This is a genomic window from Myxococcus eversor, from assembly GCF_010894455.1.
Lineage (GTDB): Bacteria > Myxococcota > Myxococcia > Myxococcales > Myxococcaceae > Myxococcus > Myxococcus eversor.
The window spans coordinates 324,326-338,119 of record NZ_JAAIXY010000008.1 but is presented as its reverse complement, the minus strand read 5'-3'; the positions used below and the strand labels follow the sequence as shown (position 1 = coordinate 338,119).

8 protein-coding genes are annotated in these 13,794 nt (G+C 67.8%); 5 read left to right on the top strand and 3 right to left on the bottom strand.

Translation table 11 applies throughout. The annotated features are described in order from the left end of the window. Positions 1-16: 16 nt before the first annotated feature. A complete protein-coding gene (locus G4D83_RS18760) occupies positions 17-616 on the top strand; it encodes a hypothetical protein (protein ID WP_163866141.1) in 600 nt (199 codons plus the stop codon). A gap of 192 nt (positions 617-808) precedes the next feature. Here the strand turns inward: G4D83_RS18760 and G4D83_RS18755 are convergent, their stop codons facing one another. Next, on the bottom strand, positions 809-3,337 hold the full coding sequence (locus tag G4D83_RS18755; protein WP_240356410.1) for a glycoside hydrolase family 15 protein: 2,529 nt from the start codon (positions 3,335-3,337) through the stop codon (positions 809-811). 273 nt (positions 3,338-3,610) lie between these two features. Between G4D83_RS18755 and G4D83_RS18750 the strand changes: the two genes are divergently transcribed. The 4 genes from G4D83_RS18750 (at position 3,611) to G4D83_RS18735 (ending at position 10,911) form a co-directional block, all read left to right on the top strand. Then, positions 3,611-6,355, top strand: a complete 2,745-nt coding sequence (locus G4D83_RS18750) for a YncE family protein (RefSeq protein ID WP_163866139.1) — start codon at positions 3,611-3,613, stop codon at positions 6,353-6,355. A gap of 848 nt (positions 6,356-7,203) precedes the next feature. Then, positions 7,204-9,567 (top strand): P-loop NTPase fold protein, encoded by a 2,364-nt coding sequence (locus tag G4D83_RS18745; RefSeq protein WP_163866138.1) that lies wholly within the window; start codon positions 7,204-7,206, stop codon positions 9,565-9,567. Between the two features lie 394 nt (positions 9,568-9,961). Continuing rightward, positions 9,962-10,486: a hypothetical protein gene (locus tag G4D83_RS18740; protein ID WP_163866137.1), complete on the top strand. Its 525-nt coding sequence runs from the start codon at positions 9,962-9,964 to the stop codon at positions 10,484-10,486. Between the two features lie 149 nt (positions 10,487-10,635). Further along, on the top strand, positions 10,636-10,911 hold the full coding sequence (locus tag G4D83_RS18735; RefSeq protein WP_163866136.1) for a hypothetical protein: 276 nt from the start codon (positions 10,636-10,638) through the stop codon (positions 10,909-10,911). 61 nt (positions 10,912-10,972) lie between these two features. Here G4D83_RS18735 and G4D83_RS18730 read toward each other — a convergent pair whose 3' ends face one another. Further along, positions 10,973-12,346, bottom strand: coding sequence for a sensor histidine kinase (locus G4D83_RS18730; RefSeq protein ID WP_163866135.1), 1,374 nt, complete (start codon positions 12,344-12,346; stop codon positions 10,973-10,975). After that, entirely contained in the window at positions 12,343-13,791 is a 1,449-nt protein-coding gene (locus tag G4D83_RS18725; RefSeq protein ID WP_163866134.1) for a sigma-54-dependent transcriptional regulator, read from the bottom strand. The genes G4D83_RS18730 and G4D83_RS18725 overlap by 4 nt, the downstream gene beginning before the upstream one ends. Between the last annotated feature and the right edge of the window lie 3 nt (positions 13,792-13,794).

The window sequence follows — 13,794 nt, the reverse complement described above, 5'->3', positions numbered from 1 at the left end:
TTGAAGGAGCAGGCCCTTGCGTACGATTCCCTCGAAGAAGATGTCCCTGTTGTCGGAGACCGAAGCCCGGCTCGTGTTGTCCAGCGCGCCCCGCAACGTCACCGAGCTGTCCACCCGCGAGCTGCGCGGTCGCATCCAACGCGCGCGGCGACTGATGACCAAGTACGAGGACCAGGCGCGCCGTCAGCAGCGTGAGGCCATGGGCCGGCGGCAGCCGACCCGCTCCCGCCGCGCCATGGGCAATGCCAACACCATGCGCAAGGCCACGTACTTCCGTCAGGCCATGATGCGCTTCGAGAAGCGCCTGGCCATGATGGAGCGCCGTGAGGCGATGGAGGCCAAGCGCACCCGTACCATGCGCAAGATGGGCACCGCGCGGAGGGCGACTCGCAAGACGACGTCGGTCCGTCGGGCCACGCGAGTCGTTGGGGGGCGCAAGCCCGTGCGCCGCGCGCGCACCGCTGGCCGCACCGCCACCGCGTCCGTGCGCGCGACGAGGGCCCAGCGCGCCAAAGGGGGTGCGCGCAAGCAGCGGCGCTTTGGCGCCGTCCGTCGCACCGCGCACACCACCTCTCGCAATCGTCGCACCCAGGCCCGGAGCGACAGCCGGCGCTGAAGCCCGCGCGGTCTACGTCAGAGGGGTGGCGGAGATGCTCGCCCACTTCTCACACATCGCATGGTGAGGAGTCAGCGGGCCCACGCGCCGAATGGACCGTCTCCATTCGGGAGTCTGGAGTGAGGCACCGAGCGTCCGCGGCTCGGTGCCTGCCTCATGATGCGCCGGGCCTTCTGAGTCGAGGCCCGCGTGTCAGGCCCGGCGACGCCGCGTCAGCGCGGTGAGCCCCGCGAGCCCCAGCATCAACCACACCGCCATCGCGCCAGGGCCCGAGGCACTGCACCCGCCGCCACTGACGAGCGGCGTCTCCGGGTTCCCCGCATCCGGCACAAAAGGACCGGCATCCGGCTCACCCGTCCCCGCGTCCGGCGTACCCGGTCCCGCATCCGGCGGCTTGGACAACGTGCTCTCCTCCAGGTACGCGCCGCACGCCGGGTCCGCCGTGCCGTCCGCGCGATGCGCCAGCGCGAGCGCATACGCCCCGGCGCCGAAGCCCACCATCGGCACGTTGAACTTGTAGGTGCCGTTCAGCTCGTCGTACGTCTCCGACACCGCCAGGTAGTTCTTCAGCGACTGGTCCGTCACCCACTTCATCACCCGCTCCGCGCGCTCCGGGTTGCCCGCCATCCGGTGCGCCATCGCGCCCCGCAGGCTGACGATGACCCACTCCGCGCTGTCGTACTCGCTGCCCCACGGGCTCATGTCCGCGCCGCCCGTGTGGTCATAGCGGTCATCGTTGCGAGACCAGCCCGCGCCCGCCGGCGACGACAGCCGCAGGTCCAACCCGCGAATCGTCTCCCGCGCAATCTTCCCCGCCGGGTCGAACAGCTCGAACGCGAACGCGTCGAACACCGCCGAGTCCCAGTACCCCCGGCCCGACTTCAGCTCCTCCAGGTTGGAGGCCAGCGCGAAGTTGCCGTCCGTCAGCTTCTCCGCCATGGCCCGGCGGATGGACTCGCCCGCGGCGCGGTAGCGCGTCGCACGCTCGGCGTCGCCCACGCGCTCGGCCAGCACCGCCGCGTCACACAGGCCGCGCGCCGCCGTCAGGCTCGTGTACGCCCAGGCGCGCTGCCGCCCGTTCCAGTGCGTCTCCCAGATGGACGAGTCCGGACGGATGAGCCCCGTCTCCGGGTCGATGAGGGCCACCAGCGCGTCGCCCACCTTCGTCGACACCGTCGGCCAGTACTCGTTTACCAGCGTGAGGTCCCCCGTGGTGCGCTCGTAGTGCCGCAGCGCCCAGAGGAAGAGGCCGAAGCCGTCGAACTCGAGGTTGGGCCCCGCCTCGTTGAAGTCCGTCTCCTCCACGCCGAAGCCGTGGTAGCGCGTGAGCGTGATGATGTACGGCGGCATCGAGTACGGCTGCAGCTCGCGCCAGCTCTGGAACCGGCCGCTGTCCGCGTTCAGGTAGTACGCCAGCGCCTCGCGCGCGTCGCTCCGCATGCCCAGCGTGGCCATCGCCGCCGCCGCGTAGGCGCCGTCCCGAATCCACGCGTAGGTCCACTGGCCCGGAGGAAGGCTCGCCAGCACCGCGCCCTTGCCCGCGTGCTTCACCATGCCCGGCAGCGTCGCCGGCGCGCCATTGGGCGCCTTGAAGCGCGTCAGGCGCGTCTCGCCATCCCGGGTCAGGAACTCGCGCATGAACGTCTCGGACTCGCGGACCTGCGCCATGTGCATCACCACCGCCGACTGGCGCACCAGCGACTCCTCGTTCTCCGCCGTGCCCGTCGGCACCTTCACCGTGTCCGTCTGGAAGGTCGCCCAGCGCGCGACTTCCGCCTCCACCAGCGCCTTCGCATCCAGCGCGCCCACGTAGTCCGACAGCCACTGCCGCGCCGTGGACGTGCCCTCGGGATTGCCGAAGTGCACGAAGGCCACGCCCGCCCACTTCTCCGCGCCCGCCGCGATGTCCCCCAGGTTGAACTGGTACGCCGAGGCCCAGCCCGTCCCCGCCGCCGGCGGCGCCGTGAACTCCTGCAGGTCCTGCTGCCCTCCGCCCTGCACCACGTTGAAGGCGTTGCCCGCGCCCGTCGCCGCCGACAGCCACGCCGCCTTCCGAGTCACCGCCCCCAACGGCCGTCCCACCACCACGCCCGCGAAGCCCTTCTCCACGAAGTCGTTGCCGCTGACCTCCACCGTCTCGCCATTCTCATCCAGGTCCGCCATCACTCCGGGCCGACCGAAGCCGACATGGAAGTTGTGGAGCGAGAACACGCTCACCCCCGTGGACGCCGCCGCGCCCGTGTTGCGCACGCGCACCGCCATCACGAACGAGGCATGCGGAACGGACTGGGGCGCGAAGACATACGTCGTCACCTCCAGCGTCCCCACCCGCTGCACCATCGTCGCCAGGCCCGTGCCGCCCGTCTTCCCAGCCCCCCACGCCGCATAGCCGCTGGCGTCCAGGTCCGCGTCCTGCGTGCTCAGCCAGCGCTGCGTCCCGCCCGAGCGCAGGCCGAAGAACGCGTCGAACAACACGTCGCGCGCGTGCACCACCTGCGGCTGGCTTCGCACGAAGACGTCGTTGCCCAGCGCGTCGATGACGGGCTCCTCCGTCGCGAAGAGGTGCTCGCGGAAGTGCGACACCTTCTTCTGCTCCAAATCCAGCATCACCGCGCCGTGCCCGTTCGACGACGGCAGCTTCAGGAAGGTGCGCTTGACGGCGACCTCGGCGCGCGCATCCGACGTCAGGCCACACAGCAGGGAGGTCAGGAAGAGGGCCACGGCACGCACGACGCTCGAAGTCGCACGGCCAGGGCCATGACACGGGAGGGGGAGACGCTTCATGCGGCGGATTCTGGAGTGCTTCCCGCCCGGGGCCAACCTGGGACCTCCCATCCGGTGCGAACCAAGGGTTCCCGAGGACCCTTCGCACCCGGCCGCGACCCGAGTCAGCCACTCGTGTTACAGGTTCGCGTTTGTCAGAATAAACAGACTTAACAGATTTAGCGGAAATCTCCATCCAGGGCGAGCCTGAGGGTTCGCACAGGAGGTCGCATGTCCCGTGTCCGAGGGTTGCTGCTCTCGTTGTTGCCGTGTCTCGTGCTGGTGACGAGCCCCGCTGGGGCGCAGTCGCCCGGCGCTTTCGTGAACTGGGAGCATCCGCACGTCCACCCGTTGGAGCTGACGCCGGATGGCACGCGCCTGCTCGCGGTGAATACGGCGGACAACCGGCTCCTGGTGTTCTCCGTGGCGAGCGGCACGCCCGTGCTCACCGCCTCCATCCCCGTGGGCCTGGACCCCGTCTCCGTGCGAGCCCGCAGCAACACCGAGGCGTGGGTCGTCAACCACGTCTCCGACAGCGTCAGCATCGTCGACCTCACCACGCTCAACGTGAAGACCACCGTGCCCACGGATGACGAGCCCGCGGACGTCATCTTCGCGGGCTCGCCGCAGCGCGCGTTCATCTCCTGCTCGCAGGTCAACCGCGTGCTGGTGGTGGACACGGCCAATCCGCTCGCGGCGCCCACGCGGCTTGCGTTGCAGGGTGAGGAGCCTCGCGCGCTCGCCGTCAACGCGGCGGGCACGCAGGTCTATGTGGCGTTCTTCGAGTCTGGCAATCGCAGCACGGTGCTCGGGGGTGGCAACGCGATGGGGGGCGGAGGTTTTCCTCCCAACGTGGTGAGCAGCAGCGTGGGGCCCTATGGGGGTGTCAATCCGCCGCCCAACTCGGGCAGCGCATTCAATCCGCCCAGGAAGAGCGGCAATCCGGCGCCTCCTCCCGTGGCCCTCATCGTGAAGAAGAACGCCGGTGGCCAGTGGATGGACGACAACAGCCGTGATTGGACGAGCGTCGTCTCCGGGAGCAACGCGGCGGCTTCGGGGCGCCGCCCGGGCTGGGATTTGCCGGACCGGGACGTGGCCATCATCAACGCGTCCACCCTGGCCGTGACGTATGCGAGCGGGTTGATGAACCTGGACATGGCGCTGGCCGTTCACCCGGGTGGCCATGTCGTCGTGGTGGGCACGGACGCGGTGAATGAGGTCCGCTTCGAGCCCAACATCAATGGCCGCTTCCTGCGCGTCCTGGCCGCGTCATTCGACCCGGCGCTTCCGTCCGTCGTCTCCCGCTTCGACCTCAATCCGCACCTTACGTACACCACGGGCACGGTGCCGCAGGCGACGCGGCAGCTCGCGCTCGGAGACCCTCGGGGGCTCGCGTGGAACGCGGACGGGAGCCGCGTCTACATCACGGGCATGGGCTCCAACAACGTCGCCGTGATGAACGACTCGGGCGGCCGGATTACGCAGGTGATGGTGGGCGAGGGGCCCACGGGCGTGGTGATTTCAGGGACGCGGCTCTACGTGCTCAACAAGTTCGCGGCGAGCGTGTCCGTGGTGGATACGGTTTCGAATACCGAGGTGGCTCGGGTGCCGTTCTTCGACCCGTCTCCGGGTGCCATCAAGGTCGGCCGCAGGCACCTGTATGACACGCACAAGGGCTCTGGCCTGGGGCACGTGTCGTGCGCGTCGTGCCACATCGATGGGCGGTTGGACAGGCTCGCGTGGGATTTGGGAGACCCGGCCGGGGACATGAAGGCCGTGACGGGACAGAACCTGGGCATGAACATCCCCGGGCTGAACACGGGCTTCCAGCCGTGGCACTCGATGAAGGGGCCCATGACGACGCAGACGCTCCAGGACATCATCGGCAAGGAGCCACTGCACTGGCGGGGAGACCGCGCGGGCATCGAGGAGTTCAACGGCGCCTTCCTCAGCCTCCAGGGGGATGACACGCAACTCACCGTCATCGAGATGCAGCAGTTCGAGGACTTCCTCGCCACGCTGACGTATGCCCCGAATCCGTTCCGGAACATCGACAACACACTGCCCACGAGCCTGCCGCTTCCAGGGCATGTCACGACGGGGCGGTTCGGCACGGCGGGGCTGCCGCTGCCCAATGGGAACGCGGTGAACGGGCTGAACATGTATCGGCCGCCGCGGCTGTTGGACTCGGGGGCGTTCGCCTGCTCGACGTGTCACACGCTGCCCACGGGACTGGGCGCGGATGTGCGGTGGACGGGGAGCCAGTTCATTCCCGTCTCCGCGGGCCCGAGCGGCGAGCGTCACACGGGACTCGTGTCCGTGGATGGGTTCACGAACGTGACGATGAAGATTTCGCAGTTGAGGAATCTCTACGAGAAGGTGGGCATGGACTTCACGCAGACGTCGAACATCGCGGGCTTCGGGTTCTCGCACGACGGCAGCGTGGACTCGATTGCGCGCTTCATCACCGAGCCGGTGTTCACGCTCCAGAGCAACCAGGAGGTGGCGGACATGGTGGCGTTCATGCTGGCGTTCTCGGGCTCGGACCTGCCCAAGGGCACGGCGACCACGGTGCTGGAGCCGCCGGGTCCGGACAGCAAGGACACGCACGCGGCGGTGGGGCGGCAGGTGACGCTGACAACCGCGAGCCCCACTCCCGCGCAGGTGAGCACCTTGTCCACGTTCCTCGCGCTGGCGGACAGCGGGAAGGTGGGCCTGGTGGTGAAGGGGAACCAGGGTGGAATTGCTCGCGGGGCCACTTACATGGGTGGAGGCATGTTCCAGACGGACCGGGCGCTGGAGACCGTCGCCGCGTCACTGCTCCAGACGCTGGCGGTTGCTGGGAGTGAGTTGACGTACACGGTGGTGCCGAAGGGCTCGGAGGTGCGGATTGGCATCGACCGGGACTTGGACGGTGCGCTGGACCGTGACGAGTTGGACCGCGGCACCCGACCGGATGATGCGACGAGCAGGTAGGACAGGGTGAGGTGTGCCGTGGACCTGGGGTGATTGGGTCCACGGCGCTGCTTCTCCTGGAGGTCGCTGGGACCCGGCTATCCTTCTTGCGCGGGACGGTGCCAACATCGTTGGCGCTGTGAATCCGCGCAGGGGGGGACATGCAGCGACCGGCAGAAGATGAAAGCGTCGAGGCGGCCGAGGACGCAGGGCCGTTCATGGTCCAATTCCAGGACATGGATACCGGCGCGGTGACGGAGATGCGGCCCGTCTCCAACGACCTCGCCTCACTGCTCGGACGCGCCGTGCTGATTTCCATGGCCCAAGGGTCATCTTCCAATGACCCATCCTCGGGCCAGGCCCACCTGTCCTTCTCGTCGGTCATGGGCGCCATTGGCAGTTCGCGCGACCCAATCTCTGACTGGGTGACGCAGGAGATCGCGCAGTCCGGCACGGACCTGAATCATGTCTTGTCTTCCATACAGCTCTCGACTGAGCAAATCGAGCGCTTCAGATCCATGTCGTCTTCCGCAAGGAAATTGGAGACGCCTCTCACCTGGACGGTCTCGATACGCGAGGCAGTGCAGAAGGCCGAAGATTTCTTTATCAGTACGTCCGTCCCAGCATCTCAGGCCCTGGACGTACGCCACCTCGTCGCGGCGTTTCTGTGGTTGCCCCATTTTCACGACGGCGACTTCCGCGAGATGCGGCTGGACCGTCGGCAACTCCAAGAGCCTTTCGTCCAGTTGGTGTCCTCGCTCTATCCCGAAGAGGCTGAGTACTGGCGGGAGCATCTTCCTCGCGGAAGCCCCACGGAACACACGCAGGCATCCACGCAGCCGACACCACCTCCAGTGTCAGCGTCTCACTTGAGCTGGCTGGACAATGACACACAGCGCACCCTCTATTCTCCTCGCTACGACGCGGATGGTCGAGAGGACGAAGACCTCTTGGACATCGACCGCGACGTCGATGCGCTCAGCGCGTTGATTGCCTCGCGCACCATGGCTCCGCCTCTGTCTCTCGGTGTGTTCGGAGAGTGGGGCTCGGGCAAGTCGTTCTTCATGCACCACCTGCGCAAGCGTGTGGAAGAACTGGCGGACCGGGCAGTGAAGTCCCAGCGTCCCCAGCGGGAAGTCGCCTTCTACAAGAACATCATCCAGATTGAGTTCAACGCCTGGCACTACGCAGAAGGCAACCTGTGGGCCAGCCTCGTCGAGCACATCTTCCGCAACCTCCGAAAGCGACACGACGAGTCCGAGACGGACATCGGCAAGCGACGCGATGACCTGCTCGCACGACTCGCGAAGCGGGAAGCGGAGTTGCTCGCGAAACAGGCCGCAGTCACCGCGAAGGAAGCCGAGGTCGCGCTGGCGCAGCAGAAGGTCGGTGAGCTGGAACAACAGAAGGAATCGAAGCGCGTCGAGTTGGAGCAAGCCCTCTCCGAGAAGCGCACCCTGCTCGAGCTGATGCCCGCCACATTGAAGCTCGAGGAGGGTGTCCAGAAGAGGGCCACCGCATGGCTGGATGAAACCGGCTTCAGCTCGCTGGGACGTACGGCCTTCGAGTTGCGGGATGCTCTCGGCAATGCTCAGGCCGAGCTGCGACGGACTGGCGGATTCATTGCATCCCTCTTGGACACACGAAGCGCGAACAAGCGGCTGCGTCCTCCCGCCATCATCCTGCTCGGCTCCCTCGCCTTGAGCCTGGTGCTTCCGTTCGTGCTCGACTGGTTCGGCAAGCAGAACCTCGCGGGCCTGACTGCCGGACTCACGACGCTGACCGGTCTCGTGACCTCCGGGACCATCTGGCTCCAGCGGCAGACCGCGTGGCTTCGGGAGCGAAGAGAACAGAACGAAGCACGACTGCGCGAAGTCGAGCAGGCCATCGAGACCGAACTCCAGAAGCGACTCAAGCCACTCGATGAGGCCGTACAGGCCGCTCGCGAGCAGGTCGCCTCACTGACCCAGGCGGAGGAACAGCAGCGAGCGTCCATGGCCAAGGCCCAGGACGAAGTCCTCCAACTGAAGCAGGCCATCGCCGAGCTCTCCAGCGCGCGACTGTTGGACAAGTTCATCGAGAACCGCACCGGCAGCGACGACTACCGCAAGCACCTGGGACTCGTCGCGCTCATCCGCAGGGACTTCGAGGAGCTGTCCCGGCTGATGGAGGCGGTGAACCGCGATGAACAGACGGACCCGAACGTCCCCGCCATCAATCGCATCGTCCTCTACATCGATGACCTGGACCGCTGCTCGGAGGACACCGTGGTGAAGGTGCTCCAGGCCGTGCACCTGCTCCTCGCATTCCCGCTGTTCGTCGTCGTGGTGGGCGTGGACTCGCGCTGGGTGGCCCGCTGCCTGAACCACACCTTCAAGGACCTGCTGAAGCAGGAGGATGCGAAGGCGCTGCCCCTGGATGCGATGACGCCGGGAGCAACGGCCTACGACTACCTGGAGAAGATCTTCCAGATTCCCATCTGGCTGCGACCCGTGAGCAACGACCACCGCACGAGTATGGTGCGCGGGTTGCTTGCCCGTCCTTCCTCCGAGGAACACTCGCAGCAGGCCAAGGTCCTGGAGCTGAAGCCCGGGCTCGTCGCGGACAATCGCGGCACCATCGAGGCCCACGCAGCGCGAGACGACAGCACCCAGGGCGCACAGTTCCCGGCGAAGACCGCGCAGGACTCGGGCACCGCGCCACAAGCCGCGTCTGGACACGGCAAGCCGAAGTCCTCCACATCATCCAGCGACACGCGAGACACCTCGAACGAGCAGGAGGACCTCAATCCGCCCAGCCTCATCATCAGTGAGAAGGAGCTGGCCTTCATCGACTGTCTGGGCCCCCTGCTGAGCCCCACGCCTCGTGTGCTCAAGCGCTTCGCGAACACCTATCGACTCATCAAGGCATGTGTTCCGAGTGACGGACAAGCCGAGTTCATGGGCGAGGGACATGAGGGAACCTCTCCGTCCCAGGTGTGCCTGTTGCTGCTGACGCTCGTCACCTCGAAGCCGGAGCTCGCCGAGGAGTTCTTCGCGCTGCTCAAGCTCCACGAACGCGAAAAGGAACGGCTCATGACGCTCGGAGATCTCAGCACCCTTTCCACTGAGCAGGAGCCCATCATCCCGGAGCTGTTCGCCTGGCTCGGCACCATGTCCCCCGCGTTCCAGAGCACTCCGCTCGCTCTGGTCCGGAAGCTCGTCCCCTGGGTCACCCGCTTCAGCTTCAGGTAGGCCCGGGCCTCGCGCACGGAGGCGACTCCGTGCCACAGCGATGTGACACGGCCGGAGTCTCCGTGCGTCATGGGTTTTCCGTACCGAGCCCCCACTGCTCGAATTACCCCGCGCCGCGAATCCAGCGGCCCGTGCGCTGGATTTCGACACGGCCTCCACCCCTGGCTGCGACACCGTGCGTCGCCCGCATCGAGAGGTGTCAACTCCCGGACTCTCCTGGGGTTTCTCCTCGGAGCCCATCGCTGACGACTGCATCCGCGTTCAGCCCGGCGCCACCCCGTGGCGTCAGGACACAAGCGGTTGTCGCCCACGATGTTTCAAGACATGGGACTCATGACGTTCTGTCACATGAACAGCCCTCGGTCGCCCAGGCCGAAGCACGGGGGGGAACCACATGATGTCGCTCGCCAGGTCCACGACGAGTCTCTGGAAGACGCTGAGCTGCTTCCTCCGAGTCCTCATGACGCAGGTGCTCTACGTCGCACCGCTCTTCTGGTTCATGGAGCTGTCCCAGAACGTGGCCTGGCGCTGGATGAACAAGGACTGGGGCTGGTACTACCCCGAGTCCCCGTACCACTGGTTCTCCTTCGGCAGCATGATGCTCTGGGCGGGCTGCGTCGGACTGCTGTGGACCCTGCACTACTTCTGGTTCTACCCGCGCCGCGTCAAGGTGTGGACCCGCGTGGTCGTCGGCGCCATGGTCTGCTGGATGGGCGAGTGGTTCGGCGGCTACATGGCCGCCAACGTCTTCAACCACCCGCTGCAAGTGTGGCCCGGCTCGCCGCTCGTCTACGTCCACTACGCCGCCATCTTCTTCTGGGTCAGCAACGTCATCGTCTACCACCTCGTCACGGTGAACGTGGTCGACCTGACGCCCACCTATGACGCGCCCCCGGACACCGGCGCGCAGGTGGCCTGAGTCTCCGGCAACCCGGCCCTCCAGGGCCATGCGTCGCCGTGGAGTGAACACATGACATGGAGTCCGCGCGAACACCGTGAGGCTGGTGTCTGGCCCCGGTCCGCGCGAGGCAAGGTGAGCGTGGTTCCACGCAACCTGGAGTAGGCCCCATGTTCAACAAGCTGTTCCTGTCCGCCGTGGTGATGTCGGTGAGCGTGCTGGGCGTCCTCGCCACGCAAGACAACGAGGCCGAGCGCATGGAAGGGGAAGAGCCCCTCTGTGTCGCCCTGGCCTCGGCCCCGGCGCTCACGCGTCTGGGCCCCACCGCCGTCTGTCGCCCAGCCTGCGAGAGCGGCCGGCAAGGGTGTCTCGACGCGTGTTCGGGCACCCCCGGGTGCGACTACGCCTGCTACGAGCTCTACGCCAGTTGTTGCGAACGTCCGTAGCGAGGGGGCCTGACTCCAGCCCGGTGGCACCCGTGAAGACGGTGTGCCGCCCGCCCCTGGCTCAGCCCGTGGCCGCCACCGCGGCGCTCCCGCCGTGAGCTTCCAGCGGCAGCTTCAGTCGTGCCCGGCAACCACGTCCCTCGGGACGGTTCTCCAGGCGCAGCGTGCCACCATGCGCCTCCGCAATCTGCCGGCATAGCGCGAGGCCAATGCCGCTGCCCTGCGGCTTCGTGGTGAAGAAGGGCACGAAGAGGTTGCCCGTGTCCGCGAGGCCCGGGCCCTCGTCTTCCACCCAGACCTCCACCGCGCCCGGCGTCAGCACCGCCCACGACACCCAGACCCGTGCGCCCGGGGCCTCGCCCAGCACCGCGTCCACCGCGTTGCGCACCAGGTTGATGAGCAATTGCTCCAACTGGTCCGAGTCCCCACGCACCGCCAGGGCCGGCCCCGCCCGCACCGCCACCGGCCGCCGATGCTCCAGCGCCGCCACCCGCCGCACCCAGCCGTCCACCTCCACCCCCGCCAACACCGGGGGCGGCAGGCGCGCCAGTCGCGCATACGCGGACATGAAGCGCGCCAGCGCCTCGGAGCGCCTCGCGACGATGCCCAGGCCGCTCTTCGCGTCGTCCTCCCAATCCGAGGGACGCGGCTCCATCAACAGCGTGTCGCGCAGCGCCTCCGCGATGGATTGAATTGGCGCCAACGAGTTGTTGATTTCATGACTCAGCACGCGCACCAGCCGGCGCCACGCCTCGCGCTCCTGCTCGCGCAACGCCAGCCGCAGGTCCGCCAGCACCACCAGGTGATGCGGCAGTCCTCCCTGACGGAAGCCACCGCGCCGCAGCTCGTACGGCCCGCCCTCCTCCGCGAAGGAGCGCGACAACCTCCGAGGCGCCGGGCCTTCCAACAGGTCCGACACCCCCAGCGAGCCGGCACCCTTGCCCATCAACTGCGAGCGTGACTGGCCCAGCAACTTCTCACCCGCGCGATTCACCAGCCGCAGCGTGCCCGCGACATCGAAGGCCAGCACCGTGACGTCGATCTCCTCCATCACCTGCTCGAGCAGCGCTCCCGCCTCCAGCGCCCCCAGCCGCTGCTCACGCAAGGTGTCGCCCAGGGCGTTCACCTCCAGGAGCACCTCGCCCAGCGCATCGCCCACCCGCGCGCCACGTCCGCGCGTCGAGTAGTCGCCCTCGCGCAGCGCCGCCAACAGGTTCGCCAGCGCGTGCAGGGGCCGCATCACCCGCTCGCGGACGAGGAGCCCCACGCCCAGGAAGACGCCCACCACCAGCGTCGTCAACGTCCAGCGGACCTTGGACGAGAAGTCTCCCGTCCACACCAGCGCGAGCGAGGCCACTCCCCCGGGCAGGCCCGCCAGCCACGTCAGGGCCAGCACCTGCAGGTCATGTGGCCAGGGCTTGCGCGTACGTCTCACCGGGCTCCCTTGATTCCGTAGTACTGGAGCCGACGGTACAGCGCGCTGCGCGACAGGCCCAGCCCCTTCGCGGCCTCGCTCACGTTGCCCTCGTGCCGCGCCAGCGCGCGCTCGATGAGGTAGCGCTCCACCTCCTCCAGCGTCATCTCCTCCAGCCGCGACATGCCCTCACGCCCCGCCCTGCGCAGGAGCAGGTCCTCCGCCGACACCTCGTCCCCCGCCGCCATCAGCAGCGAGCGCTCCACCGCGTGCTCCAGCTCGCGCACGTTGCCCGGCCACGGATAGGCCAGGAGCGCCTCCAGCGCCCCGGACGTCAGCCGCGCCGCGTTGCGCCCGTAGCGCCTGCCGTGCTCGGCCAGGAAGTGCGACGCGAGCAGGGGGATATCCTCACGACGCTCGCGCAGCGGCGGCAGCGGGACTTCCACCGTGTTGAGGCGGTACAGCAAATCCTCACGGAAGCGGCCCTCGGTCACCGCCTTGGACAGGTCCACGTTGGTGGCGCTCACCACCCGCACGTCCACCCGCCGCGTCTTGGACGAGCCCACCGGATGCAACTCACCCGTCTGGAGCACGCGCAAGAGCTTCGCCTGCTGCGACAGCGGCATGTTCCCAATCTCATCCAGGAACAGCGTGCCACCGTCCGCCAGCTCGAAGCAGCCGATGCGGTCCGCCTTCGCGTCGGTGAACGCGCCCTTCACGTGGCCGAACAGCTCGCTCTCGAAGACGCCCTCGGACAGTCCACCGGAGTTGACCGCCACGAAGGCCCGGTCCGCGCGCGTCGAGGACGCATGAAGCAGCCTCGCCACCACCTCCTTGCCCGTGCCGTGCTCGCCCGTCACCAGCACGTTCGCCCCGGACGGCGCCACGCGCTCAATCATCCGGCGCACCGGCATCATGGCGCGCGACTCGGACACCATGGTGGGCAGGCCACCCTGTCCTCGCCGCAGGTGCTGGTTCTCTTCTTCCAGCCGGCGGCTGCGCTTGAGCGCGCGTCCCAGCTCCAGCTGCGTGCGCAGCGTGGCGAGCAGGCGCGTGTTGTCCCACGGCTTCTGCACGTAGTCGCGCGCGCCACCGCGCATCGCCTCCACCGCGCCCTCTACGCTGCTCCACGCCGTCATCACCACGACGGGCAGCGAGGCGTCCTGCGCGCGGATGCGGCCAAGCAGGTCCATGCCCTCCCGCCCGGACGTGGTGTCCCGCGCGTAGTTCAAGTCCATCAGCACCAGGTCCACGTCCTCGGCTTCCAACGTGGCGAGCGCTCCCGCGGGCGACTGCGCGGTGACGACTGTGTGGCCGTCCCGCTTCAGCAGCAGGCGCAGGGCCTCCAGCACGTCAGCCTGGTCATCCGCGATGAGGATGCGCGAGGGACGCGCGGCGGCGACGGGCGGGGAGACAGGAGCAGGGTTGATGACAGCGACAGCAAGAGGTTCGGACACGGAGGACATCCC

What these genes read in the sequence shown, in the direction of transcription:
- G4D83_RS18735 (WP_163866136.1), top strand. Translation starts at nt 10,636, where the DNA reads ATGTTCAACAAGCTGTTCCTGTCCGCCGTGGTGATGTCGGTGAGCGTG.
- G4D83_RS18750 (WP_163866139.1), top strand. Translation starts at nt 3,611, where the DNA reads ATGTCCCGTGTCCGAGGGTTGCTGCTCTCGTTGTTGCCGTGTCTCGTG.
- G4D83_RS18725 (WP_163866134.1), bottom strand. Translation starts at nt 13,791, where the DNA reads ATGTCCTCCGTGTCCGAACCTCTTGCTGTCGCTGTCATCAACCCTGCT.
- G4D83_RS18740 (WP_163866137.1), top strand. Translation starts at nt 9,962, where the DNA reads ATGATGTCGCTCGCCAGGTCCACGACGAGTCTCTGGAAGACGCTGAGC.